Source organism: Streptomyces sp. NPDC023838, assembly GCF_040639555.1.
Classification (GTDB): Bacteria; Actinomycetota; Actinomycetes; order Streptomycetales; family Streptomycetaceae; genus Streptomyces.
The window spans coordinates 146,086-170,880 of the sequence record NZ_JBFAAD010000016.1; the positions used below are offsets into that span (position 1 = coordinate 146,086).

At 73.5% G+C, this 24,795-nt stretch carries 18 protein-coding genes and 1 pseudogene; 7 read left to right on the top strand and 12 right to left on the bottom strand.

What is annotated here, in order from left to right; all coding sequences use genetic code 11:
* Positions 1-70 precede the first annotated feature (70 nt).
* Positions 71-784, top strand: a complete 714-nt coding sequence (locus AB0G17_RS20910; RefSeq protein WP_361384596.1) for an antibiotic biosynthesis monooxygenase — start codon at positions 71-73, stop codon at positions 782-784.
* A 1-nt stretch (position 785) separates the two neighbouring features.
* On the opposite strand, the gene AB0G17_RS20915 is transcribed toward AB0G17_RS20910, so the two are convergent.
* The gene (locus AB0G17_RS20915; protein ID WP_361384599.1) at positions 786-2,624 is read right to left on the bottom strand and encodes an endonuclease/exonuclease/phosphatase family protein; all 1,839 of its coding nucleotides are present in this window, start codon (positions 2,622-2,624) and stop codon (positions 786-788) included.
* Positions 2,625-2,953: 329 nt separating this feature from the next.
* On the opposite strand from AB0G17_RS20915, the gene AB0G17_RS20920 reads away from it, so the two are divergent.
* Positions 2,954-4,393: a hypothetical protein gene (locus AB0G17_RS20920; protein ID WP_361384602.1), complete on the top strand. Its 1,440-nt coding sequence runs from the start codon at positions 2,954-2,956 to the stop codon at positions 4,391-4,393.
* Between the two features lie 334 nt (positions 4,394-4,727).
* A complete protein-coding gene (locus tag AB0G17_RS20925; protein ID WP_361384605.1) occupies positions 4,728-6,170 on the top strand; it encodes an alkaline phosphatase PhoX in 1,443 nt (480 codons plus the stop codon).
* 81 nt (positions 6,171-6,251) lie between these two features.
* Here AB0G17_RS20925 and AB0G17_RS20930 read toward each other — a convergent pair whose 3' ends face one another.
* Both AB0G17_RS20930 and AB0G17_RS20935 read right to left on the bottom strand, forming a co-directional pair.
* Entirely contained in the window at positions 6,252-8,540 is a 2,289-nt protein-coding gene (locus AB0G17_RS20930; protein ID WP_361384607.1) for a PQQ-binding-like beta-propeller repeat protein, read from the bottom strand.
* A 613-nt stretch (positions 8,541-9,153) separates the two neighbouring features.
* Positions 9,154-9,729 carry a helix-turn-helix domain-containing protein gene (locus AB0G17_RS20935; RefSeq protein WP_361384610.1) on the bottom strand — a complete coding sequence of 192 codons (576 nt, stop codon included), beginning with the start codon at positions 9,727-9,729 and terminating at the stop codon, positions 9,154-9,156.
* Between the two features lie 354 nt (positions 9,730-10,083).
* Here AB0G17_RS20935 and AB0G17_RS20940 point away from each other — a divergent pair, with 354 nt between their 5' ends.
* Positions 10,084-10,845: an SDR family oxidoreductase gene (locus tag AB0G17_RS20940; RefSeq protein WP_361384613.1), complete on the top strand. Its 762-nt coding sequence runs from the start codon at positions 10,084-10,086 to the stop codon at positions 10,843-10,845.
* A gap of 462 nt (positions 10,846-11,307) precedes the next feature.
* On the opposite strand, the gene AB0G17_RS20945 is transcribed toward AB0G17_RS20940, so the two are convergent.
* The 3 genes from AB0G17_RS20945 to AB0G17_RS20955 form a co-directional block, all read right to left on the bottom strand.
* Positions 11,308-12,531 carry a beta-ketoacyl-[acyl-carrier-protein] synthase family protein gene (locus AB0G17_RS20945; protein ID WP_361384616.1) on the bottom strand — a complete coding sequence of 408 codons (1,224 nt, stop codon included), beginning with the start codon at positions 12,529-12,531 and terminating at the stop codon, positions 11,308-11,310.
* 113 nt (positions 12,532-12,644) lie between these two features.
* Complete coding sequence (locus tag AB0G17_RS20950) at positions 12,645-13,841, bottom strand: TerD family protein (protein ID WP_361384619.1); 1,197 nt, start codon at positions 13,839-13,841, stop codon at positions 12,645-12,647.
* Between the two features lie 107 nt (positions 13,842-13,948).
* The gene (locus AB0G17_RS20955; RefSeq protein WP_361384622.1) at positions 13,949-14,773 is read right to left on the bottom strand and encodes an NAD(P)-dependent oxidoreductase; all 825 of its coding nucleotides are present in this window, start codon (positions 14,771-14,773) and stop codon (positions 13,949-13,951) included.
* Between the two features lie 323 nt (positions 14,774-15,096).
* On the opposite strand from AB0G17_RS20955, the gene AB0G17_RS20960 reads away from it, so the two are divergent.
* On the top strand, positions 15,097-16,074 hold the full coding sequence (locus AB0G17_RS20960) for a 5-dehydro-4-deoxyglucarate dehydratase (protein WP_361384625.1): 978 nt from the start codon (positions 15,097-15,099) through the stop codon (positions 16,072-16,074).
* Positions 16,071-17,216 carry a hypothetical protein gene (locus AB0G17_RS20965; protein ID WP_361384628.1) on the top strand — a complete coding sequence of 382 codons (1,146 nt, stop codon included), beginning with the start codon at positions 16,071-16,073 and terminating at the stop codon, positions 17,214-17,216. The genes AB0G17_RS20960 and AB0G17_RS20965 overlap by 4 nt, the downstream gene beginning before the upstream one ends.
* 293 nt (positions 17,217-17,509) lie before the next feature.
* Here AB0G17_RS20965 and AB0G17_RS20970 read toward each other — a convergent pair.
* The 6 genes and pseudogenes from AB0G17_RS20970 to AB0G17_RS20995 all read right to left on the bottom strand — a co-directional run.
* Positions 17,510-17,659 (bottom strand): annotated as a pseudogene (locus AB0G17_RS20970) (MFS transporter); the annotation flags it as partial.
* Between the two features lie 87 nt (positions 17,660-17,746).
* A complete protein-coding gene (locus AB0G17_RS20975) occupies positions 17,747-19,201 on the bottom strand; it encodes a penicillin-binding protein 2 (RefSeq protein WP_361384631.1) in 1,455 nt (484 codons plus the stop codon).
* Between the two features lie 82 nt (positions 19,202-19,283).
* Entirely contained in the window at positions 19,284-19,937 is a 654-nt protein-coding gene (locus AB0G17_RS20980; protein WP_361384634.1) for a response regulator transcription factor, read from the bottom strand.
* A complete protein-coding gene (locus AB0G17_RS20985) occupies positions 19,934-21,166 on the bottom strand; it encodes a histidine kinase (protein WP_361384637.1) in 1,233 nt (410 codons plus the stop codon). Before AB0G17_RS20985 ends, AB0G17_RS20980 begins: the two co-directional genes overlap by 4 nt.
* A 34-nt stretch (positions 21,167-21,200) precedes the next feature.
* Positions 21,201-21,701, bottom strand: a complete 501-nt coding sequence (locus AB0G17_RS20990; RefSeq protein ID WP_361384640.1) for a GNAT family N-acetyltransferase — start codon at positions 21,699-21,701, stop codon at positions 21,201-21,203.
* 3 nt (positions 21,702-21,704) lie between these two features.
* Positions 21,705-22,475 (bottom strand): IclR family transcriptional regulator, encoded by a 771-nt coding sequence (locus tag AB0G17_RS20995; RefSeq protein WP_361384643.1) that lies wholly within the window; start codon positions 22,473-22,475, stop codon positions 21,705-21,707.
* Positions 22,476-22,668: 193 nt separating this feature from the next.
* On the opposite strand from AB0G17_RS20995, the gene AB0G17_RS21000 reads away from it, so the two are divergent.
* A complete protein-coding gene (locus AB0G17_RS21000) occupies positions 22,669-24,225 on the top strand; it encodes an aldehyde dehydrogenase (NADP(+)) (protein ID WP_361384646.1) in 1,557 nt (518 codons plus the stop codon).
* Positions 24,226-24,795: the final 570 nt, after the last annotated feature.

Sequence of the window (24,795 nt, forward strand, 5' to 3'; positions counted from 1 at the left end):
CGTTTCAGGATGGTGATCGTTCGCGCGGCACAACGCGGCGCGGCACAGCCACGATCACCAGGAGTTCGACGTGACGACCGATGTGAAGTTCGATGCCCTCCCCGACCTCCGCCGCCCCGGCGTCGGCGTCGTGAAGTCCAGCGTCTGGCGCATGGGCACCCCCGAGCGGCAGCGCGCCGCCGTCGCGGCGATCGCCGAGGCGTGGGGCAGCCGGGACTGGCCGGACGTCGGCCTGCTCTCGTACAGCGTCTACACCGGCACCGACGGCGACGGCCTGCTGCACTACTCGCAGTGGGAGAGCGAGGCCGCCTACCAGGACTTCTTCCGGCGCTTCCGGGACGGCCGCAACGCCGAGATCGACGCGGCCGTCCCCGGCATCGAGCGGGTGGGCCTGCACTCGTACGAGCTCTACCGCAGCAGCGACCCGCGGCCGGGCGACCCCCGTACGCCCGGCTGCGTCGTGATCGTCGACGTGGAGTTCGAAGGACCGGACCCGGACCGCCAGCGGGCCTGGGTGGACGGTGTCTTCGAGGCCCTGGACTCCGATCCGGCCCTGCCCTCCGGCTGGCTCGCCGCCCAATTCCACACGAGCCTGGACGGCACCCGCGTCCTCAACTACGCCGAGTGGGAGAGCGAGCGCGCCCACGTCGAGGCCCTGGCCGCGCCCGGTGCCGGGATCGGCTCGAAGACCCCGCAGTGGGCGCGCGTGCGGGACTTCCCCGGGGTGACCGGTGGCGGGGTGACGCGCTACCTTCCGGCGCTGACCGTCACCCCGGCCGCCTGACCTACGGGCGGAAGCGGATGACCTGCGGGTCGTGGTCGCTGGTCTGGTCGGAGAACTCCGCGTTGATGTGCACGCTGTCGTAGTCGAAGCCGCGCACGGCCGGGCTGGTCAGGATCTGGTCGAGCACCTGGGTGTTGCCCTGGTACACGTAGGAGTAACGCTCCTTCTTCGGCAGCGTGCGGAACGCCGAGCGCAGCGCGCCGCCGTCCTCCAGGGCCTTGGTGGTGCCCGAGAAGTCGAAGTCGTTGATGTCGCCGAGCGCGAGTACGCGCGCGTGCTTGTCGACCGCGAGAAGCTGCTTCACGAAGCCGTTCACGGCCTGCGCCTGGAGCAGCCGCTTGGCCTCCGAGGAGCGCGGCACCGGCTGGTGCTGCGAGACCAGGCCCTCGTCGCCGCCCTTGGAGGCGAAGTGGTTGGCGATGACGAAGACCGTCTGCCCCTTGAAGACGAACTCGCCCGCGAGCGGCTTGCGGCTGTCGGTCCACGCAGGGTTCGCCGGGTCGATCCGGCCGGGCGAGAGGGTGAGCGCCGGGCGGCCCTTGGTGCCGGTGACGGCGACGGCGGTCGTGGCGTCGCCGCCCGCGCGGTCGGTGAAGGATACCCGCGCCGGGTTGAAGAGGAACACCTGGCGGATGTTGCCGCCGGGCTCGCCGCCGTCCTTCAGGTTCTCCGGGTTGATCGAGCGCCACTCGTAGGCGGGGCCGCCCTTGGCGACGATCGCGTCCGTGAACTTCTTGATGGTGGCGGACGCGTCGACCGTGCCGTCGTTCTTGGCGCCGTTGTTGTCCTGGATCTCCTCCAGGGTCACGATGTCGGGCGACGCGAGGTGGGTGACCACGCCGTCGGCCAGCGCGTCGAACTTGGCCTGCGGGTCGGTCGGGTCCAGGTTCTCCACGTTGTACGTGGCGACCGCGAGCTCGCCGGTGCGCTGCTTGCGCGTGGTCTCGCGCTTCAGACCGTTGTCCTTGACCGTGCCGAGCGTGCGCGCGGTGATCGTGTAGCCGCCGAACTGGTTGAAGTCCAGCGGCCCTTCGGTGGCGCCGGTCAGCGTGTCGCCGACGTTCGCCTTGGGGAAGGGCTGCTGCGCGGCCGGCACCAGGCTCTGGATCTGGAGGCGGCCGGTGTTCTGGTCGTCGTACGACGCGTACAGCGAACCGCCCCGCCTGGTGCGGTTCTCGTGCGGCTTCACGGTGACCCACAGCTCGCTGTACGGGTCGGTGGCGCCCACGATCCGCGAGGTGCCGATGCGGACGTTCATGCCCTCCAGGGACTCGTAGTAGTCCAGGGCGTACTTCTTCGGCTGCAGGGTCAGGCCGTTGACGCTGTTGCCGGCGGCCGGGTCGCCCGCCGGGGTGTAGCGGCCGGGGACGGTACGGGCCGTCACCGCGACCGGGGCGGGCAGCGCGTTGCCCGAGGAGACGACCGTCACGGTCGGCTTCGATATCTGGGTCAGCGACTGGTTGCCGGAGGAGAGGCCGCCCGGGACGTACTCGGTGACCGTGCCGGAGACCGTCACCGCGTCACCGACGGCCACCTTCGGGGTGGCGCTGGTGAAGACGAAGACGCCCTCACTGGTGGCCGGGTTGTCATCCGGTGCGGTGTCCTGGAACCAGAAGCCCTTCGAGGAGCCGTACGTCCGTACGCCCGTGACGACGCCCGGCACCTCCGTGACCTGCTGGCCGGCCAGCGGCGAGGTGCGGGTCGTGCCCTGGATGTCGTGGATGCGGGCCGGGGCTGCGGCGGTCGGGTCGGCGGCCGCCGACGAGCCGGCGGCGAGCAGACCGGCGCCCAGCGCTGCGGCGACGACGGCGGAGACGGCGGCGGATCTCGGAACGGGCATCAAAGAACTCCGGAGGATGAGGGAATCGGTGCACGTGCGGGTGCGGTGCTGCTCAGGTGTGCAGCAAGTTCTACGCGCGTCAATCTCTTGGCTGGGCGGGGCAGTTGTCAAGGGTCGCCGGGTGGCCGGAATCCGACGGCCGGATGAACCGGCTGCCGGGGGAGGCCGGGCACCGCCCGTCGATTCCCGTACGCAACCGCCGCCTCCCCGGCCGGAACCCGCCGTGCGGCCCGCCCCCGGCCCTGGCCGGGCGCGGCGATACCCGCCGAAATACGTCTACGCTGGGTGTCTCTCGAATCACATCGCTTCGCCCGAGGAGTACGACACAGATGTCCGGAGACCGCCCCACCCTGCCGCCGGTGCGGCTGCACTCCGAGGCCGAACTCGCCCGGGCGGCGCTCGCCGCCCCGCTGCTCGCCCGCGCGGCCCGGCTCGCCCGCTGGGCCGGGCCCGGCACCCGGGTCGGCGCCGGGGGCGAGCTCGTCGAGGAGCAACTGCCCGCGGCCGCCGCGGCGCTGGACCTCACCCCCGACGACGACGGTGCGGCGGACGCGAGCGAGGCGTGGCGGATCGCCGTCGACGCGGGCCTCGTGGACGTCCAGGACGCCGACGAGGAGGACGGGGAGGGCACGGCCACGCAGGGCGACGCCCTCGCCCTGCTCACCTCGGGCTCCCCGCAGGACGTCCTCACCACCTGGCTGGACGCGTTCGACGCGGTCTTCGCGGACGCGACCGCCCCCGTGCTCGATGACTTCGCCGACCTCATCGGGGACGACGGCGAGCTCGACTTCGACCGGCTCGACTGGGACCCGCAGGCGGAGGCGGACTTCCTGGAGGGCGTGCTCGGCAACCTGTATCTGCTGACCGTGACCGAGGGCGGCGCGGGCGAGGGCCCGGTGCCGCTGCCCGCGCTCGCCGCGTCGATGATCGTCCCCGACGACATGGGGGAGCCCACCGACGACATCCTGGAGCAGGTGTCGGACGCGATGATGCGCCTCGACGACCAGTTCCGGCTCCTTGAGCCGATCGGCCTGGTGGAGTACCGGCCGGTGGACGAGGCCCTGATGGCCGAGGAGGGCGAGGAGCCCGCGCCGCCCGTCGACGACGAGGACGTCGCCCGGTACGGCATGGTCCGCCTCACCCCGCTCGGCCTCTACGGCGTACGGGCCCGGATGCTGGAGGCGGGCGTGGAGGCCCCGGCCGTCGGCGACCTCGCGGACAAGGGCGCGGACGTGCTGCTCGACGGCATCGCGTACTACCCGGAGGCGGCCGCCCGCGCCGAGACCGAGCAGTGGCTTGAGCGTCATGAACTTCCCGCCGCCGTACGGGAGTTGCTGGCGGCGGCCCGTGGCTCGGACGAGCGCGGCCCGCTGCGCCGGCTGCACTGCCAGCAGGCGCTCGCCCTCACCGGCGCCGAGGCCGAGCCCGCGCTGCGCGAGGTCCTGGACGACGCGGAGCTGGGCGGCCTCGCCCGGGTGTGGCTCGCCGAGCGCGGGGCGGCGGACGTTCCCGCGCCGCCGGAGGCGATGGTGTTCTGGCTCGCGGTGGACACGATCGCCGCGCAGCTGGCGGTGGACGGGGACCTGGAAGAGCTCCAGGGCCTGGTGGAGGGCCTGGTCGGCCAGCACAGCGGCTTCTTCGACGCGGCGTGGCGGGTCGACCACCCGGCGACGGCGGACGTCCTGGAGGCGATGGGACGGCTGCACCCGGACAAGAAGGCGGCGAAGGAGGCCCGCAAGGCGGCGTTCAAGGCCCGCTCGCGGGCGTAGCCCTGGGGATGCGGCTGTTCGGCTGCGCCCCTTTTAGCCCGGTCTTTGTCTGCGGCTGAGTGGCGGCTGGTCGCACAGTTCCCCGCGCCCCTGGATGCGCCCCTGCGGGGCGCCCAGGGGGATGCCGCGCAGCGGCATTCAAGGGGCGCGGGGCTGTGACATATGCGGCTCCGCCGCGCGGGCGCGAGCAACCCCCACCGGGCCGCAGGGCGGACGGCGGCCTCGCGGGGCGCGGGAGTTGGGATGGGCGACACCCCGTGTTATTGCGGTGTTCGCCCGTCCCCGGGACCCTGGGCGCGCCCCCCGCCCGCAACCCCCCGTCAGGAGACCCGCGATGTCGCTCAGCCGCAGGGAGTTCGCCAGGAACTCCGCCCTCACCGGTGCCGGGGTCGCCCTCACCGGATCCGTCGGCGCACTGGCCACGGCGCCCGGCGCGCTGGCCGCCGACGACGCGTACGGCGCCGAGCACGGGCACGGGCACCACGAGCCGGGCTACGGCCCGCTGCTGCCCGACCCCAAGGGCATACTCGCGCTGCCGAAGGGCTTCTCGTACCGGATCGTCACCCACAGCGGCGTCACCAAGCTGGAGTCCGGCGAGACCACCCCGTCCAACCACGACGGCACCGCCGCCTTCGAGGGGCCGCGCGGGGTCACCCTGCTCGTCAACAACCACGAGCTGAAGGGCCCGCGCAAGAACTGGCCGCACCCGGTGCCGCTCACCGAGGGCCTGGTGTACGACCCGGCCGCGTCCGGCGGCTGCACCGTCGTCGAGGTGCACGCACACGGAGGCCCGGTCGCGGAGTGGGTCGGCATCGCCGGGACCTCCACCAACTGCGCGGGCGGCGCCACCCCGTGGGGCACCTGGCTGACCTGCGAGGAGACCGAGGACAAGGCCGGCTCCAACGGGATGACCATGGACCACGGCTATGTCTTCGAGGTCGACCCCTACGACCGGCGCGCCAACCGCTCCCCCAAGCCCCTCAAGGCGCTCGGCCGGTACGCCCACGAGGCCGTCGTCGTCGACCCCCGGCGCGGTCACCTCTACCTCACCGAGGACGCCTCCGGCCCCAACGGCCTGCTCTACCGCTGGACCCCGCCGCACGGCTTCAAGCACGGCCGCGGCCGCCTGCGCACCCTGGCCGACGACGCCGGGGTGCTCCAGGCCCCCAAGTGCTACGACGCGGGCGGCCGGTTCGTCGACGACCTCTCCCGCGCCACCCGGATCGGCACCGTGTACGGGGTCGACTGGGTCGACGTGCCCGACCGCGACGCCCGCACCACCTCCGTACGCAAGCAGTTCGCGGCCGGAGACGTCACCCGCGCCCGCAAGCTGGAGGGCATGTGGTGGGGCGACGGTGGCGCGTACATCGTCTCCTCGTACGCCCGCGAGGAGTCCCCGGGCCGGCACGACGGCCAGGTGTGGTTCTACGACCCGCGCCGCCGCACCCTCACCCTCAAGGTGCTGCTCGGCGTCAACCCCGCGCCCGGTCAGGACGGCGCCTTCGACGGCCCGGACAACATCACCGTCTCGCCGTACGGCGGTCTGGTCATCGCCGAGGACGGCGAGGGCGTCCAGCACCTCTTCGGCGCCACCGACTCCGGCCGTACGTACCCCATCGCCCGCAACGAGCTCAACCAGGGCACCGAACAGGAGCCGGAGTACAGCGAGTTCACCGGGGTGACCTTCTCACCCGACGGGCGCACCCTGTTCGCGAACATCCAGGAGCCGGGCATCATGCTCGCCATCACCGGCCCCTGGCGCCGTCAGCCTCGCTAGACCGTAGGTCTGTCGTACGCCCGTGTCGACGCCTTGCCGATACGGGCGTACCAGCCCGCTCCGAGGCGGGCAGCGGGTCCGTCAGGCGGCGCCGTCCGGGCCGTGGAAGGTGGTGAGGACCGACCCGGCGCACACGTGCACCAGCCCGCCTCCCGCGCTCCCGCTCAGCTTGTCGCGGCCCTCGAACGGCACCGCCCACACCAGTTTCCCCGTCTCCGGGTCGAGCGCGTGCAGCCCCCATGCCGGGCCGCTCAGGGCGAGTCGGTCACTGCCCGGCTCAGGACCGGTGACGTACAGCCGCCCCTCGGAGAGCAGCGGCGGCGCGGGCGGGTCCTCGGTGAGCCGCCGGACGTCCGTACGCAGCCAGCGGGTCCGGCCGGTGGCCGCGTCCATGGCGCTCACCTCGGAGGGCGAACCGGCGTGCACCAGGCCGCCGGTGGCCGTCGGCGTCACGGACACCGAGCCGGTGACGCCCCGGGACCACAGAGTGGTCCGGGCCGCCAGATCGACGGCGCTGACCGCCTCGCCGAGCGCGAAGTAGCCCGTGCCGGTGGCCCCCGGCTGGGCGTCCGGCCGCAGCGCCCCGCCCACCACGGTCGTCTCCGGGCGGCCGTCGGAGGCCCGCAGCACGTGCAGCGGGTCCCCCGCCCGGGCCCTGAGCTGCTCGGGCGAGTCCGACTGGGCGTGGACGGACGCGGCGACCGCGAACCGCCCGCCAGCGTGCCGCACCGCCGTCACCCCCGCGGCCGTCCCCTCGTGGTACCAGAGCCCCTCGCCGGTCGCGGGGTCGTAGCCGTAGGCCCGCCAGGGCCGCTTGCGCGCGGTGCGTCGCGCCCGGTCGGTGTCGTACCGCTCGTACGTGACGAGGCACGCGACCCGGTCTCCGAGCGCCAGCATGCCCTGGGAGCCTTCCTGTTCGACCTCGTCGGGCAGGAGCGAGGTGCGCGGCCGCAGCCCTTCGAGGCGCGGATCGCGGGTCTCCCAGCGGGTCTCGCCGGTGGCGGAGTCAAGGGCGGCGAGGGCCGGGGCGCCGGAGAGCCCGGTGCGTACGAGGTGGAGGAGGTCCGTGCCGTGCGGCACGACCTGGCTGACGCCCTGGGCGTCCCGCTGCCAGCGGACGGCGCCGGTGGCGGGGTCGAGGCGGGTGAGGGAGGCGCTGTCGTGGACGTAGAGGGCGTCGCCGTGGCGGATCAGAGCGGTGCCCTGCCGGTTGGGGCCGAGGTCGCGGGTCCACAGGGTGCGGCCGCGCGGCCAGGGGGTGGCGGAAGGCCGCTCGCCGCCTCCTGGGCCCCCGCTGTCCGTGGGGAGCGCGACGGCGGTGGAGAGCGAGGCGGCGGCGACGGCGCCGGAGGCGGACCAGAGCAGGAAGCGGCGCCGGGAGGCGGGTGCGGCCGGAGCGGCCGGGGACGGCAGGGGCACCGTCGCCGCCGCCTCGATCAACTCGGCGGTGGCTTCCTCGTGCTGGAGTATCAGCCCGGTGACCGGCTCCTGCTCCCACCAGGGCTCGGGCGCGCCGCGCGCCGCGCACCACGCCAGGACCTCGGCGACGGCGGGCCGGGCGGCGGGCTCGCGGGCCAGACACCGCCCGAGGAACTCCCGCCAGTCGTCGCCCGGTACGCCGTCGAGGTCCGGCTCCTCGTGGAGCGTGCGGTACAGGACCTGCGGGGCGCGGCCCGCGCCGAACGGGTTGCGGCCGGTGGCGCAGAGCGCGAGGAGGCCGCCGAGCGCGAACACGTCGGCGGGCGGGCCGGGTTCGCCCTCGCGGGCGAGCTGTTCGGGGGCGGTGAAGCCGGGGGAGACGAGGGTCTCGCCGGAGTCGGGGAGCGCGGCTCCTCCTGGCCCTCCGGGTCCTCCTGGCCCGTCCGAGCCATCCGCGCCGTCCGCTGCTTCCGCGCCGTCCGCTCCTTCCGCGGCCCCCTTGGCGATGCCGAAGTCGATGACCTTGGGCCCGTCGCGGGTGACGATCACGTTGGCGGGCTTGAGGTCGCGGTGGACGAGGTGCGCGGCGTGTACGGCGGCCAGCGCCTCCGCCAGCAGGGCGCCGAGCGCGGCGAGCCGGCTCGGGCCGAGGGGGCCGAGCGCGGAGACGGCCTCGGAGAGGGCGGGGCCGGCGGCGTACGCCGTGGCCAGCCACGGGGGTTCGGCGTCAGGGTCGGCCGCGAGCACCCCGGCGGTGTACGGGTCGTCCACCGCCGTGGCCGCCGCGAACTCGCGGCGCAAGCGCGCTCTGTAGCGGGGGTCGGCGGCGAGGTGCGGGTGCACGGTCTTCAGCGCGACGAGTTGGCCGGAGGCGGTGCGGGCCAGGTGTACCTGGCCCGTTTCGCCGTCGCCGAGCAGCGCGACGAGCTGATACCCGCCGATCTCGCGCACGGCACCTCCCCTTTGCCCCTGTGGCTTGCCCCGTGACCGTCACGATGTGCGACGCCCCGGCCCCCACGGGCGGTTGCGCCTCACCCCCTTCCCCGCTGTGAGATGCGCCGCTCCGCCGAGGGCCCCGTGCGGGGGGTGGGGGTGGGCTGAGGCGGTTCTCCCGGGGGCCGCGCCCCCGGCCCCCGTTTGCGGGGCCTGCGGCCCCTGCACCCCGCTTTCGGGGCTTCGCCCCGGCCCCGTGCGGGGGGGGTGGGTGGGTTTCCCGGGGCTTCGCCCCCGGGCCCCTGTTTGTCTGCGGGTGGTGTGTGGCTGGTCGCGCAGTTCCCCGCGCCCCTAAAAGCGCCCCTCCGGGCCGCCCCGAGGATGCCGCGCAGCGGCTACTTGAGGGGCGCGGGGCTGTGATATGTGCGGCTCCGCCGCGTGGGCGCGCTCAGCCCATGCGGACCCGCACCTGACTACCGGCCAAGCCTTCAGGGGCGCGGGGCTGTGACATGTGCGGCGCCGCCGCGTGGGCGCGAGCAACCCGGATGCAGTCCTGCTCCTCCGCCCTGTTCGACCGGGTCGGCGAGTGGGGCTCTCCCGGAAGCAATGAGATCTTGGGTCCCGCCGCCTGTCAGCGCCGGTCGGTGCTCAGGCCGTCCAGGGTGAGGTCGAGGAGGCGTTCGGCCTGCTCTCGCTGCTCCGGCTTTCCCGAGGTGAGGGCGATGCCGGTCAGGGCGGCGAACATGTCGGTGGCGCTGATGTCGGAGCGGATGGTGCCAGCTTCGACGCCGGCGGTCAGGAGCGAGGTCAGGGCGGCCATCATCATCTCGTGGCTCTGGGCGTAGGGGTTGACGCCGGATTCGACGAGGGCGCGCAGGGCGTCGGCCATGCCGAGCTTGGCGGTCGCGTAGTCGATGAAGCGGCCCGTCCAGGAGCGCAGGGCCTCGCGCGGGGCCAGCGCGGCCAGCAGGTCGGGGGCCGCGTCGCACAGCCGGATCAGCTCGTTGCGGTAGGCGGCCTCGATGAGGACCTCCCGGGTGGGGAAGTTGCGGTAGAGCGTGCCGGAGCCGACGCCGGCCTCCTTGGCGATGCGCTCCAGGTGCGCATCCAGTCCCTCTTCGGCGAAGACGCGCACCGCGGCCGAGAGGATCTTGTCCCGGTTGCGCTGCGCGTCGGCCCGTAGCGGGCGCCCTGTCTCTCTGGCCATTCGCGGTCTCCTGTCGTCCCGGGCTTGCTAACCGGCGACGCCTCCACTTACAGTGAGGGAACTGGAGGAGCCTCCACTTCCACTCTAGGGCCTGTCGTCAAATTCCCGTCGTCGCCCGCCGGACAGACGGGAATTTGACGACAGGCCCTAGGGCATGCAGGCCCGCATCCGCCGCACACGAGCGGATGCGTGCCTCCGTCCCGCATTCCCGACGTAGCCCGGCCCCGGCCGCCAGTCCCGGGAACAACGGGTAGGTCACCAGCCCCAGCCCCTTCACGCCCTGGGCTTTCACATCCGCACGACTCCCGCTGCGAACGCAGCACATGGCAATCCAGTCATTCAGAGGAGAAGAAGATGAGTCTCTCACTCGTAGAAAAGGTCGCCGTCGTCACGGGCGGCGCGTCCGGGGTCGGCCTGGGCATCGCCCAGGAGTTCGTTGCCAACGGCGCCCGCGTGGTCATCACCGACCTGCACCAAGAGGCGCTCGACGAGGCGGTCGCGGCGATCGGGCCGAACTGCTCGGGGATCGTGGCCGATGTCACCAAGCTCGCGGACATGGAGGCCGCGTACCGACAGGTGAAGGAGAGTCACGGGCGACTCGACGCGGTCGTGGCCAACGCCGGGATCGGCGCGCACGCCCCGCTCGGCGCCATCACCGAGGAGCAATTCGACCGGACCTTCAACGTCAATGCCAAGGGCGTCCTCTTCACCGTTCAGCCCGCGCTCGCGCTGCTGCCGCCCGGCGGCACCGTCGTCATCATCGGCTCCACGGCGTCCATCCAACCGCCGCGCGGGATGAGCCTGTACGGCGGCTCGAAGGCCGCGGTACGCAACTTCATCCGGGCCTGGATCCAGGACACCAAGGGATCGGGCATCCGAATGAACATCCTCAGCCCCGGCGCGGTCGACACCGACTCCCTGCGCAGCGCACTGGCGATGGCCCAGGGAGCCGACCACGTCGACACCGCCGTCAAGACCATGGGAGAGGGCAACCCGACCGGACGGATCGCCGACCCGCGCGAGATGGGGAAGGCCGCGGTCTTCCTCTCCAGCGACGCCTCCAGCTTCATCACCGGCGTCGAACTCTTCGCGGACGGCGGCATGGCACAGGTGTGAGCCACCCTGCCCAGCGGTCCGGCCCACCTGGCCGGGCCGCCCCCGCCTGGCGCATCGCAGCGATGCGCCGGCACCCCCGAGGACGCCCTGGACTACGCCCGCAGCCTCTACCTCGCCCTGCCCGGGATCTGACCGACTGCCAGACGCGACAGCGGCTCCTGAGTCAACCCCCGAAGGACTTCGACCGTCGACCACTTAGGGGCGCGGGGAACTGCGCGAGCCACCCTCCACGGCCCGCAGACGGATGCCGGGCCAAGAAGGGGCGCGGGGCTGTGACATGTGCGGCGCCGCCGCGTGGGAGCGACCAGCCCCGCCGGCCCGCAGGCGAAAACCGGGCCAAGAAGGGGCGCGGGGCTGGCGCGTGCGGCTCCGCCGCGTGGGCGCGATCGGCCCCGCCGGCCTCAGCCGAACGACAGCCGCCCGGCTGAGGGCTTCAGGGAACGGGCGGGGTGGGGAAACGCATCACGCCGCCGTCCGCCTCAGGACCAGGCTCACGTTGTGCCCCCCGAACCCGAAGGAGTTCGCGAGCGCCGCATCCCACGCCCCAGTACGGTTCGCGCCCGCCACCACATCCAGCTCCACCGCCGGATCCCGCCGGTCCAGGTTGCGCGTGGCCGGGACCGTGCCGTCGTGGAGGGTGAGCAGGGCCGCCATCGCCCCCACCGCCCCGGACGCGCCGAGCATATGGCCGGTCATGGACTTCGTCGCGGTGACGGCCGCGTGCGTGCCGATCGCCCGCGCCACCGCCTCCGCCTCGGCCAGATCGCCCGACGGCGTCGACGTGGCGTGCGCGTGCACCACGCCGATGTCGGCGGGGCTCACATCGGCGTCCCGCAGCGCCGTTTCGATCGCCCGGACCTGCCCCGCCACGTCCGAGGCGGTGATGTGGTCGGCGCTGGAGGTCACGGCCGCCCCCGCCACCGCCCCGTACACCCGCGCCCGCCGCGCCCGCGCGAAGGAGGCCCGCTCCAGGACCAGTACGCCCGCGCCCTCGCCCATCACGAACCCGCTGCGGTCCGCGTCGAACGGCCGCGACACCGTCTCGGGGTCGTGCTCCCGCGGCGACAGCGCCTTCATCTGCGCGAACGCGGCGAGCGTGAACGGGTGCAGACAGGCCTCCGTGCCGCCCGCGACCACCACGTCGGCCCGCCCGGCGCGGATGAGGTCGAGCCCCATCGCGATGGCCTCGGCCCCGGACGCGCAGGCGCTCACGGGCGTGCGCGCCCCGCCCCGCGCGCCCAGTTCCATGGAGACCCAGGCCGCCGGGCCGTTGGGCATCAGCATCGGCACGGCGTACGGCGAGAGCCTGCGCGCGCCGCCCTTCTCGTACGTGTCGTCCTGGCCCAGCGTGGTCAGCACACCACCGGTACCGGTGCCGATCACCACCGCCAGCCGCTCGGGCTCCACCTCGGGGGTGCCCGCGTCCCGCCAGGCCTCGCGGGAGCTGATCAGGGCGAGTTGTTCACATCGGTCAAGGCGCCGCGCCTCCACCCGGTCGAGCAGTGAGACTGGGTCGACGGGCAGCCCCGCCGCGACCCGGACCGGCAGGTCAGGCGCCCACTCCTCGGTGAGCAGGGACACGCCGGACTTGCCGGTGAGCAGACCGGACCAGGTGGACGGGGCGTCCGTACCGAGCGGGGTGATCGCGCCCAGCCCGGTCACCACTACCTCTTCATGATCGTTCATGCCCTCGACCCTGCCAGCCGCGGGCGGGCGCGGGGAGCAGGTGATGAGATCGATTTGTCCAGGAGGGGTTGTGGGGTTTCAACAAGGGCTCATCCATCGTCGCCCTCCGGCGGTCAGAGCGCCTCGGCCGACGGCTTCACCATTCCGCGCACCGTCCGGGACTTCACGAAGTTCCCCAGCGCCGTCATCTCCCACTCGCCGGAGAACTGCTTGATCAACTTGGCCATCATCACCCCGGTCTGCGGCTCGGCAGTGGTCAGGTCGAAGCGGACCAGCTCCTCGCCGGTCGCCGCGTCGATCAGCCGGCAGTACGCCTTGGCGACCTCGGTGAACTTCTGGCCGGAGAACGAGTTCACCGTGAAGACCAGGCCCGTCGCCTCCGCCGGGATGCGGCCCAGGTCGACCACGATCACCTCGTCGTCACCCGCGCCCTCGCCCGTGAGGTTGTCGCCGGAGTGCTTGATGGCGCCGCCCAGGATCGAGAGCTTGCCGAAGTAGCAGCTGTCCAGGTGGTTGCGCTGCGGCCCGTACGCGATCACCGAGGCGTCCAGGTCGATGTCCTTGCCGCGGAACGCGGGCTCCCAGCCCAGGCCCATCTTGACCTGGGAGAGCAGCGGGCGGCCGCCCTTGACCAGCGACACCGTCTGGTTCTTCTGGAGGCTGACCCGGCCCTTGTCCAGGTTGATCTTCCCGCTCGACGCGGCGGCCGGCGCGGCCGGGGCCGGGGGAGCGGCGGGCATCGGGGGCGCGGCCACGGGGGCCACCGGGGCCGCCGGAGCCACCGGGGCAGGGGCCGCGGCCTGCGGTTCCTCCTCGACCGAGACGCCGAAGTCGGTGGCGATGCCCGCCAGCCCGTTCGCGTACCCCTGGCCGACCGCGCGGGCCTTCCAGGCGCCGCCGCGCAGATAGACCTCCATGACGACCAGCGCGGTCTCGCTGCCCAGCTGCGGCGGGGTGAACGTGGCGATCACACTGCCGTCGTCGGCGTTGCGCAGGGTGGCGGTGGGCTCGATGCCCTGGAAGGTCTGGCCCGCGGCGTCGGGGCTGGCGGTGACGACGATCTTCTCGATGCCGGGCGGCACCGCCGTCGTGTCCACCACGATCGCGTCCGGCGCGGTGCCGCCGCCGGACCGGTAGCTGACGCCGGGGCCCGAGGGCTGGTTGTAGAAGATGAAGTCGTCGTCCGAGCGCACCTTGCCGTCGGCGGTGAGCAACAGGCCCGACACGTCGAGCCGCACCGGAGCGGCGACGTCCACCGCCACGCGGGCGGCCGGGAGCGGAAGGTTCGAGCCAGGTGTCATTGCGGTCATGCCCCGGAAACGAGCGGGGCGGCTTTACGGTTCCTTGAATGTCCCGCCAATTCGTGGAAGGCCGTGGATCCGTGGATCCGTGGATCCGTGGATCCGGCCGTTCCGGTTCAGTACGGCCACACCGGCGGGTTGGTGGTGAAGTGGCCGCCGAGGCGGTCGTGGTCCGGGTTGCCCGGGTCGAGCTCGCCCTGCTCGGCGACCAGCTTCTCGGCGTACTGCTCGGAGTCGTCCTGCGGCTCGTACCCGAGCGCCCGCGCCGACGAGAGGTCCCACCACAGCCGGGTGTTGGCGGAGGAGCCGTAGACGACGGTGTGGCCGACGCCTTCGGCGGTGAGGGCCGCGTGGAAGAGCCGGGCGCCGTCGCCGGGGCTCATCCAGACCGAGAGCATCCGTACCGAAGTGGGTTCCATGAAGCAGGAGCCGATCCGCACCGAGACGCTCTCCAGGCCGTACTTGTCCCAGTAGAACTGGGCCAGGTCCTCGCCGAACGACTTGGAGAGGCCGTAGAGGGTGTCGGGGCGGCGGGGGGTGTCGACCGGGATCAGGGCCTGAGGCGCCAGCGGCGCCCCACCGCGCGGGCGCGGGGTGAAGCCGACCGCGTGGTTGGAGGAGGCGAAGACCACGCGCGCGACGCCCTCCTCGCGCGCGGCCTCGTAGAGGTGGTACGTGCCCTCGATGTTGGCCCGAAGGATCTTGTCGAAGGTGGACTCCAGCGAGATGCCCGCGAGGTGCAGCACCGCGTCGACGCCCCGGACCGCCTCCCGCAGCGCGCCCCGGTCCCCGAGGTCGGCGGTGATCGCGTCCGGCTCCCCAGGGATGGCCCGTGCGTCGAGAAGGCGCAGGTCGTAGCCGTACGCCGGGAGCAGCCCGCGCATCAGGGTGCCGAGTCCGCCGGCGGCGCCGGTGAGCAGGACGGTGCGGGGAGCGGGCATGGGGGTCTCCTCGGTGCGCGGACGGGACGGGCGGGAGGGGCGGCCGTGCGGCGGAGCGGGCGGCCGACTGGACACCCTCATGGATGTCATTCATATGCATGGATAGGTGCATGGACACGCTAGGGAGCGGTCTCCTGGCTCGTCAAGTGCGGCACGGAGAGCCTGCCGACGCCATGGCGGCAGGGGTGTCACTCGTACGGAACCACCCGTGCGCCCGGGTTGCGCGTCTTGACCGTCGTCGCAGGGCTGCCTTAGCGTGGCGGCGTTCAGAAATATAGACGTCAATCAGAATTGTGCACAACGGCCTTGCCCTGGGAGCGCCCGTGACGCCCAAGAACACAGCCCCGCTCGCCGCCCGCCTGGACGGGCTCCTCTTCTTTCCCGTCACCCCGTTCGGGCCGGACGGCGGCCTCGACCTCGACGCCTTGCGCGCGCACGTCAGGAGCGGCATCGACGCGGGCGCGGCCGCCGTGTTCGCCTGCTGCGGGACGGGCGAGTTCCACGCGCTCACCCCGGAGGAGTTCCAGGCCTGCGTGGCCGCCGCCGTGGAGGAAGCCGGGGGTCAGGTCCCGGTGGTGGCCGGTGCGGGGTACGGGACGGCCCTCGCGATCCGGTTCGCGCGGCTCGCCGAGGACGCGGGCGCCGACGGACTGCTCGCCATGCCGCCGTACCTCGTCGTCGCCGACCAGGAGGGGCTGCTGCGCCACTACACCGAGCTCGCCGCCGCCACCTCCCTCGACGTCATCGTCTACCAGCGCGACAGCGCGGTCCTCACGCCCGCCACCGCCGTCGAACTCGCCCGGGTGGACGGGATCATCGGCCTCAAGGACGGCGTCGGGGACCTCGACCTGATGCAGCGGATCGTCAGCACGGTCCGCCGCGAGGAGCCGGACCGCGCGTTCCTCTACTTCAACGGCCTGCCCACGGCCGAGCTCACCGGCCTCGCCTACCGGGGCATCGGCGTCGCGCTCTACTCGTCGGCGGTCTTCTGCTTCGCCCCGGACATCGCGCTCGCCTTCCACCGCGCGCTCACCACCGGCGACGACGCCACCGTGAACCGCCTCCTGGACGGCTTCTACGTGCCGCTCGTCGAGCTGCGCAACCAGGGCCGCGGATACGCCGTTTCGCTGGTCAAGGCGGGCGTACGGCTGGCCGGTCTGGAGGTCGGTGAGGTGCGGCCGCCGCTGAGCGAGCCCGACGCGGCGCACGTCAAGCAGCTGGCCGCGCTGATCGAGCGGGGGCGGGCGCTGCTGACGGACGGCGAAGGGGAGCCGGTCGGGCGGGACGGGGCCGGCGCGTGAGGGCATCCGCCTTCCTCTACCCCTGGGACGTGATCGGCGACCCGGACGCGCCCGCGCGGATCGCCGCCCTCGGGGTCGGGCAGGTCACACTCGCCGCCGCCTACCACTCGACCCGGGCTCTCACCCCGCATCACCCGCGCCACCGGGTGGTCACGGCCGAGCACGCGGCGGTCCTGTACCCGGTCGACGAACGGCGCTGGTCGGGCAGCGTCTTGCGGCCCTACGCGGCCGGGCGGTGGGCGCCCGGGGACGCGTACGGCGAGGCCGCCGAGGCGCTCGCGGCGGCCGGCCTCGACGTCCACTCCTGGGTCGTTCTCGCCCACAACTCCCGCCTCGGCGCGGAGCACCCCGAGACGTCGGTGGTCAACGCGTACGGCGACCGCTACCCATGGGCGCCGTGCATAGCGCGGCCGGAGGTGCGCGCGTACCTGGTCGCCCTGGCGGCGGAGGCGGCGGTACGGCCGGGGGCGCGTGGGACGGAACTCGAGTCCTGCGGCTGGTACGGCCTCGCGCACCTGCACGCCCACGACAAGATCGCGGGGGTGACGCTGGACGACACGGCCCAGTACCTGATGTCCCTGTGCTTCTGCGGCTCGTGCCGCCAGGGGTACGGGGAGTGGGGTCTGGACGCGGAACAGCTGGCGGGGGAGGTGCGGGCGGCGCTGGAGCCGGTGTGGGGCGGGGGCGCGTGTACGGGCGGGGAGAAGCTGCTGGAGGCGACGGTCGGCTACCGGGGCGCGGTGGCGCGCGGCCTCCAGGAGGGGGTGGTCGCGGCTGTGCGGGGTGCGGCGGACCCCGGTTTCCAGGTGCTGCTGCACGCGGATCCCGGGGTGCACCGGTGCGGGGCGAACGTGGGGGTGGACCCGGCGGGGGTGTTCGGGCTGGCCGACGGGGTGGTGGTGCCCTGCGCCGACGGCCGCCCGGACCTGTTGCGGCCGTTCGCGGCGCACGCGGACGCGGCGGGTCGGGTGCTTGCGGCGAACTTCGTGGTGGTGTCGGGGATGGGGGGTGCGCCGGGGAGGCTGGGGGAGGATGTGGCGCGGGCGGCTGCTGCCGGGGCGACGGAGGTGCGGCTGTATCACGCGGGGTTGGCGTCGGGGGAGGACTTGGTGTGTGTGCGGCGGTCGGGCGCGGTGGGTTGACCCCCACCCCGCCCCTTCCCGAAGTCCCTGGCCGGGCGGCCGAGCAGCGACCGAGGCGCGGCTCCCCGGGGCTCCGCCCCCGGCCCCCTCTTTGTCTGCGGACCGTGCTGGGTTGCGCGCGCCCACGCGGCGGATCCGCACATGTCACAGCCCCGCGCCGCGCCCCTAAAAGCCCGGCCGGTGGTCGGGTGCGTGGCCGGTGTGGGCTGAGCGCGCCCACGCGGCGGAGCCGCACATGTCACAGCCCCGCGCCCCTAAAGACCAGCGGGGTGCAGCGGCCGCACCCCCTAAGGGGAGCCGGTCAGCGACCTGGCCCAGATCCCGGCCGTCAGCCACATCGCCGACGACCCGAACCCGGACACCACCACCCCGGTCAGATACAGCCCCGCGTTGCGGTCCGTCAGCACCCGTACCAGGGGGCCGGTCCGGCCCGCCCTCTCCACCGTCCTCGTCTTCACGGGCGTCAATCTGGCCTGTGAGGCGGGCCCGGCGGATCCGGCGAACGCCCTGTTCCCGCTCCCGCCGATGCCCTACGACGAGCCCAGCGCCGCCCGCATCATCTTCTGCGCCACCGGCGCCGCCAGGCCGTTGCCGCTCACCTCCGAGCGCGCCGCGCCCGAGTCCTCGATGAGCACGGCCACCGCCACCTCCTTGCCGCTGGAGGAGTCCTTCGCGTACGACGTGAACCAGGCGTACGGCGTCTTGGAGTTGCCCACCCCGTGCTGGGCCGTGCCCGTCTTGCCGCCGACCTCGGCGCCGCTCACCTTGGCGTTGGAGCCGGTGCCGTCCTCGACGACCGTCACCATCGCGGCGCGCAGCTGGCGCGCGGTGTCCGACGACATGATCCGCTTGCCGTCGCTGTCCGGGTAGGACTGCAGGGCCGTGCCGTCCGCGTCCGTCACCTGCGAGACCATATGCGGCGATGCCATGACTCCATCGTTGGCCATGGCGGCCGACACCATGGCCATCTGGAGCGGCGTGGCCGTCACATCGAACTGGCCGATGCCCGTCAGCGCGGTCTGCGCCCGGTCCATGCCCTTCGGGTACACGCTCGCCGAGGCCCGCACCGGCACGTCCTGCTTCGCGTCGTTGAAGCCGAACTTCTCCGCCATCGCGCGGACCTTGTCCTGGCCCAGCTGGTCGGCCATCTTCGCGAAGACGTTGTTGCACGAGTACTGGAGCGCCGTGCGGATGGTGGCGTTCTCGCACGGGGCGGACGGGTTCTCGTTGCTCAGCACGGTCCGGGTGCCGGGCAGCGTGTACGGGTTGGGGCTGTCGGTCCTCGTGTCCACCGACGGATAGAGGCCGTTCTCCAGCGCCGCTGCCGCCACCACCAGCTTGAAGGTCGACCCCGGCGGCAGCGGCTGCCGCAGCGCCCGGTTGACCATCGGCTTGTCCGGGTCCTCGGAGAGCGCCTTCCAGGCGTCGCCGTCCGCCGAACCGGCGATCTTCGACGGGTCGTACGACGGCGTCGAGACCATGCCGAGGACGCGGCCGGTCTTCGGGTCGAGGGCGACCGCGGCGCCCTTCTTGTTGCCGAGCGCCCGGTAGGCGGCCTTCTGCACCGCCGGGTCGATGGTGGTGAGCACGTTGCCGCCGCGGGCCCGCTCGCCGGTGAGCACCGAGAGCGGGTCCTTCATACGGATGTCGGTGCCGTCGAGCACCTTGCCGTAGATCCCCTCCAGCTGGGTCGCCCCGTACACCTGCGAGCTGAAGCCGGTCACCGCCGCGTACAGCTCACCGTCCTTGTACGTGCGTTTGTACGCGAGGTCGCCGCTCGCCGTCCTCTGTGATCCGGTGACCGGGGAGCCGGCCACGATGATGTCCCCGAGCGGGTTCGCGTACTTCGCGATGGTGTTCCGCCGGTTCAGCTTGTCGTCCGCGAGGGCCTGGCCTTTGTAGAACTGCACATAGGTGGCCCGTCCCAGGAGGGCGAGCACCATGAGCAGACAGAGGACCGCGGCGCGCCTGATCGTCTTGTTCATCCCAGGGAAGGGACGAGCCGGGTGATGCGAATCGTTCCCTATGGGCGGTTTTCTCAGGAAGCTCTCATGTCCCGCCCCGCCCTCAGCGCGGGGTGATGAACCCCGACTCGTACGCCGCGATCACCGCCTGGGTGCGGTCCCGCGCTCCCGTCTTCGCCAGCACCGACGCCACATGCGTCTTGGCCGTCGCCGGGCCGACGCTCAACCGGTCCGCGATCTCCGCGTTGGAGAGGCCGGTCGCCATCAGCCGCAGTACGTCCGCCTCGCGCTCGGTCAGCCGCGCCGCCCAGGCCGGGGGCGCGGGCCGGGCCGAGGAGTGCAGCGCCGCCAGCTCGCGCACCGCCGACGGGTAGAGCAGCGAGTCGCTGCGCGCCACCAGGCGCACCGCCTGCACCAGCTCCTCGGCCGCCACCCGCTTCAGCAGGAACCCGGCGGCCCCCGCGCGCAGCGCGTCGTACACGTACGAGTCGTTCTCGAAGGTCGTCACCACCACGATCCGCGGCGGCGGGGCGAGCGTCGCCAGGATCTGCTCGGTGGCGCGGATGCCGTCGGTCTCGGGCATCCGCACATCCATCAGGACCACGTCGGGGCGCAGTTCGCGCACCACCGACACCGCCTGCGCGCCGGTCGCGGCCTCGCCCACGACCTCCAGGTCCGCCTCCGCCTCCAGGATCGCCCGCAGCGCGGTGCGCACCATCCGCTCGTCGTCCGCGAGCACCACCCGGATCGCGCTCATCGCGCACCCCCCAGCGGGAAGCGGACGGCGAGCCGCCACCGGCCGTCCTCGGGCCCGGCCTCCGCCCGGCCGCCCAGCAGGGCGGCCCGCTCGGCTATCCCGCGCAGGCCCCGGCCGCCGCCGGGGCGCGCCACCGGGGCCGTACCGGGCAGGGGGTTCTCCATCACGATCTCCATTTCCTCGCCGCCGACGGCGATCCGCAGGGCCACGGGCGCGGCGCCGCCGTGCCGCAGGGCGTTGCTCAGACCCTCCTGCACGATCCGGTACGCCTCGCGCGAGACCAGTTCCGGCACGGCGGCGAGGTCGCCGTCCGCCGTGTACGACACCCTCACGCCGGTACGGGACAGCAGCCCGTCGAGGCCGGTGAGCCCGGGGCCGGCGCACCCGGCCGCCTCGTCGTCACCCTGCCGCAACAGGCCGAGCACCGAGTCGAGTTCACCGACCGTGCGCCGGGTCGTCTCCTCGATCGCCGCCAGCGCCTCCCGTACGAAGGCGGGGTCGCTGTCGAACACCCGGCGGGCCGCGCTCGCCTGGAGCGTCACCGCGCTCAGCGCGTGGCCCACCGAGTCGTGCAGCTCGCGCGCCAGCCGGTTGCGCACGGCCAGCTCCGCCGCCCGCTGCTCGGCCGCCGCCAGCCGGTCCGCCGGCGTCGGGCCGAGCAGCCTCGGCGCCCAGCGGGCGAGCAGCGCACCGGAGCCGGCCGCGCAGCAGACCAGCGCCAGCAGCCCCACCAGGCCGGCCGGCGCGGCGAGCGGCACCGTCCAGTCGTCGAGGGGAGGCAGGCCGAGTCGGGAGTGGCGCAGCGCCGCGAAGAACGGCAGCACGATCAGCGTCAGGGCGAACGGCGGCAGCGCGAGCGTCATCCCGCTGATGATCCCGCCGAGGCCGATGTGGAGCGTGAACCACCCGGCGGTGCGCATCCGGGCCGCCCGCGAGCCGGCCGGTCCGTCCGCGAGCGCGGCCGGGTCCACCCCGCACAGCGCCCGGGCCGCCGCCACCGACAGCGGGCGGGCGATCGGGAACAGCGCCGAGACGGCGGCGATCGGCAACGCGCAGGCGAACGCGGCGAGTTGGAGTGGGAGCGTGGTGTAGACGTCCGCGCCGCCGGTGACCGCCCCGACGATCACCGCGCCGAGCAGGAAGTACGGCATCAACGCCGCGCCGCCCAGCACCAGATGGACCCAGCGCAGCCGGGCCGTCCGGCCGAGCAGCCGCGTGGCGATGATCATCCGTACAGCGTAGGGGAGGGCGGCGGGCGGCGGTTCAGCGCGCCAGGGTGAGGACGACCTCGTCGATCTCGGCGCCCCGGGCGTTGGCGAAGCCCCGGTCGTGGCCGACGATCTCGAAGCCGCACTTCTGGAGCACCCGGATCGAGCCGGTGTTGTCGGCGGCGGCGCGGGCGTGCAGCGGGCGCTGCGGAACGAGCCCGACCAGCGCCGAGAGGGCGGCGGTGGCGATGCCGCGGCCCCAGTGCGCGCGGTCCACCCAGCACGTCACCTCGCGGTGGTCCGGCGGGCCGTAGACCGCCGCGTGGCCCGCCACCTCGCCGTCGGCGAGCACCGTACGTATCAGGTCGTCCGAGGCGCGGAGGCGGGCCCAGTGGGCGTCGAAGCGGGCGCGGTCGGTGGGGTCCTCGGCGGCGAAGGCCGCGACCCTCACCGACTCGGGGTCGCTCATGTGCCCGAAGAAGACCGGCAGGTCCCCGTCCCGCACCTCGCGCAGGACGACGGCCGGACGGGGCCGCGCGGAGAAGGCTGAAGACATGCCTCAGAGCCTACGGGTGGCCAGCGTGAGCCGGTCACGGGCGTCGAACAGGGCGTCCTTGACCATCTGTTCGTGCGCCGGGGTCAGCCGCGCCACCGGCACCGAGCAGCTGATCGCGTCGCGCGCGGGCGTGCGGTACGGGATCGCGACGCCGAAGCAGCGCAGGCCCAGCGTGTTCTCCTCGCGGTCCACCGCGTACCCCTGCTCGCGGATCTGGTGCAGCTCCTCGATGAGCTTCTCGCGGTCGGTGACGGTGTGCTCGGTCAGCTGCTGGAGGGTCTCCGGGAGCAGCTTGCGCACCTGCTCGTCGCTGTGGGTGGCGAGCAGCGCCTTGCCCAGCGAGGTGGAGTGCGCGGGCAGCCGGCGGCCGACGCGGGTGAAGGGGCGCAGATAGTGCTGGGACTGGCGGGTGGCGAGGTAGACCACGTTGGTGCCGTCGAGGCGGGCGAGGTGGATGGTCTCCGTGGTGTCGTCGGAGAGCCGGTCCAGGGTGGGGCGCGCGGCCGCGACGACCTCGTCGCCGTCGATGTACGAGGTGCCCACCAGCAGGGCCCGCACGCCGATCCCGTACCGCGTGCCGGTGGCGTCGGTCTCCACCCAGCCGAGCTCCACCAGGGTGCGCAGCAGCATGTAGAGGCTGGATTTCGGGTATCCCACCGCCTCCTGGACCGCCGCCAGGGAGTGCATTCCGGGGCGCCCCGCGAAGTACTCCAGCAACTCCACCGTGCGCACGGCGGACTTGACCTGGGCCCCACCTGTCTCGGCAGCCGACATCCGACCTCGCCCCTTCTTGCCTGCGCGTCTTGCCAACGCAGAACGCCCGTCAATAGAGTCCAGCATATTCACCAGCAGGAACGCTGTTCAGAATACCGAACAAACCCTGGTGGTGGAGCAGGACGGGCAAGGATGCCAAGGAAGGTCCCGTTCCCGGACCACGGGCAGGGCCGGAAACCGGAAGGACATCGCGGTGAGCACAGCACCAGTCTGGAGTGTCGACCCCCGTACCGGGAAGCCGCGCGAGCAGGTCGCTTCGGAGGCGGGCGAGCGGGAGGTCGACGAGGCGGTACGGGCCGCGTGGGCGGTGCGCGGCGCGCTCGCCGACCGGGGCGTACGGGCCGCGCTGCTGCGGACCGCCGCCGAGCTGCTGGACGAGGCCGCGGAGCACGTGGTGGAGGCCGCCGACGCGGAGACGGCCCTCGGGCCGGTCCGGCTCACCGGGGAACTCGCCCGCACCACCGCCCAGTTGCGGGCCTTCGCGGACGTCGTGGACGAGGGCGCCTTCCTGGACGTGCGCATCGACCACGCCGACCCGGACCGCACCCCGCCGTGGCCGGACCTGCGGCGGATGAAGGTGCCGCTGGGGGTGGTCGCGGTGTACTCGGCGTCCAACTTCCCGCTCGCCTTCTCCGTCCCCGGCGGGGACACGGCGAGCGCGCTGGCCGCCGGGTGCCCGGTCGTGGTCAAGGCGCACCCGGCCCACCCGGCCACCTCCGAGCTGTGCGCCTCGCTGCTGCGGCGGGCGGCGGTACGGGTCGGGCTGCCACAGGAGGTGGTGGCGCTGGTCCACGGCTTCGACGCGGGCGTCGCGCTGGTGCGCCACCCGCTGGTCTCGGCGGCCGGCTTCACCGGTTCGGTACGGGGCGGACGCGCCCTCTTCGACGCGGCGGCGGCCCGGCCGGTGCCGATCCCCTTCCACGGCGAGCTGGGTTCACTGAACCCGGTGGTGGTCACGGAGGCGGCGGCCGAGGAGCGGGGCGAGGAGATCGGGGCGGGGCTGGGGGCGTCGATGACGCTGGGCGTCGGCCAGTTCTGCACCAAGCCCGGGTTCGTGCTCGCTCCGGCGGGCGCGGGCGGGGACGCGCTGGTGAAGGCGCTCACGGCGGTGGTGAGCGACTCGGAGGCGGGGGTGATGCTCGACCACCGGATGCGGGACGCGTTCGTGGCGGGGGTGGCCGAGCGGGCCGGGCTCGACGGGGTCGGGGCGCCGGTGACGCCGGGTTCCGGCGGGGAGCACACGGTGAGTGCGGGGTTCCTGACGGTGCCGGCGGCCGCGCTGGCGTCTTCGGGGCCGCACGATGTGCTGCTGGAGGAGTGCTTCGGGCCGGTGACGGTGGTGGCGCGGTATGAGGACCCGTCCGAAATCGGAGCGGTGCTCTCGCGGTTGCCGGGGAACCTGACGGCGACGCTTCAGCTGTCGGTGGGGGAGGCGGCGGGGGCGGGGGCCGAGGGGTCGGCCGCCGCGTTGCTGCTCGCCGAGCTGACGGGGTTGGCGGGGCGGGTGCTGGTGGATGGGTGGCCGACGGGGGTGGCGGTGGCGCCGGCTCAGCACCACGGGGGGCCGTATCCGGCCACGACGTCGACGTCCACGTCGGTGGGGGCGACTGCGGTCGAGCGGTGGTTGCGGCCGGTGACGTACCAGGGGACGCCGGAGGCGCTGTTGCCGGAGGAGTTGCGGGATGGGGGTGGGGGGGTTGTGCGGCGGGTGGACGGCCGGTTGGAGTGCCCCTCCCCGCCCCTTCCCTAAACCCTCCGGGGGCGGGGGCGGGTGAAGGTGGCTTTCCCGGGGGCTGCGCCCCCGGGCCCCCCTTGCGGGGGCTCCGCCCCCTGCACCCCGCTTTCGGGGCTGCGCCCCGGCCCCGTGCGGGGGGTGGGTGGGTTTCCCGGGGCTTCGCCCCCGGGCCCCTGTTTGTCTGCGGGTGGTGTGTGGCTGGTCGCGCAGTTCCCCGCGCCCCTAAAAGCGCCCCTCCGGGCCGCCCCGAGGATGCCGCGCAGCGGCTACTTGAGGGGCGCGGGGCTGTGACATGTGCGGCTCCGCCGCGCGGGCGCGCTCAGCCCATGCGGACCCGCACCGGACCGACGGCCTGGTTTTTAGGGGCGCGGGGAACTGCGCGAGCAACCCTCCATGGCCCGCACTGGACCGACGGCCTGGTTTTTAGGGGCGCGGGGAACTGCGCGAGCAACCCTCCACGGCCCGCACTGGACCGACGGCCAGAGGCCTTTAGGGGCGCGGGGAACTGCGCGAGCAACCCTCCATGGCCCGCACTGGACCGACGGCCTGGTTTTTAGGGGCGCGGGGAACTGCGCGAGCAACCCT

Bases quoted from the DNA above. Each gene is read 5' to 3' on its own strand.
- AB0G17_RS20955 (WP_361384622.1), bottom strand. From the start codon at position 14,773: ATGCCCGCTCCCCGCACCGTCCTGCTCACCGGCGCCGCCGGCGGACTC.
- AB0G17_RS20935 (WP_361384610.1), bottom strand. From the start codon at position 9,729: ATGGCCAGAGAGACAGGGCGCCCGCTACGGGCCGACGCGCAGCGCAAC.
- AB0G17_RS20920 (WP_361384602.1), top strand. From the start codon at position 2,954: ATGTCCGGAGACCGCCCCACCCTGCCGCCGGTGCGGCTGCACTCCGAG.
- AB0G17_RS20945 (WP_361384616.1), bottom strand. From the start codon at position 12,531: ATGAACGATCATGAAGAGGTAGTGGTGACCGGGCTGGGCGCGATCACC.
- AB0G17_RS20915 (WP_361384599.1), bottom strand. From the start codon at position 2,624: ATGCCCGTTCCGAGATCCGCCGCCGTCTCCGCCGTCGTCGCCGCAGCG.
- AB0G17_RS20950 (WP_361384619.1), bottom strand. From the start codon at position 13,841: ATGACCGCAATGACACCTGGCTCGAACCTTCCGCTCCCGGCCGCCCGC.
- AB0G17_RS20975 (WP_361384631.1), bottom strand. From the start codon at position 19,201: ATGAACAAGACGATCAGGCGCGCCGCGGTCCTCTGTCTGCTCATGGTG.
- AB0G17_RS20995 (WP_361384643.1), bottom strand. From the start codon at position 22,475: ATGTCGGCTGCCGAGACAGGTGGGGCCCAGGTCAAGTCCGCCGTGCGC.
- AB0G17_RS20940 (WP_361384613.1), top strand. From the start codon at position 10,084: ATGAGTCTCTCACTCGTAGAAAAGGTCGCCGTCGTCACGGGCGGCGCG.
- AB0G17_RS20985 (WP_361384637.1), bottom strand. From the start codon at position 21,166: ATGATCATCGCCACGCGGCTGCTCGGCCGGACGGCCCGGCTGCGCTGG.
- AB0G17_RS20980 (WP_361384634.1), bottom strand. From the start codon at position 19,937: ATGAGCGCGATCCGGGTGGTGCTCGCGGACGACGAGCGGATGGTGCGC.
- AB0G17_RS20990 (WP_361384640.1), bottom strand. From the start codon at position 21,701: ATGTCTTCAGCCTTCTCCGCGCGGCCCCGTCCGGCCGTCGTCCTGCGC.
- AB0G17_RS20925 (WP_361384605.1), top strand. From the start codon at position 4,728: ATGTCGCTCAGCCGCAGGGAGTTCGCCAGGAACTCCGCCCTCACCGGT.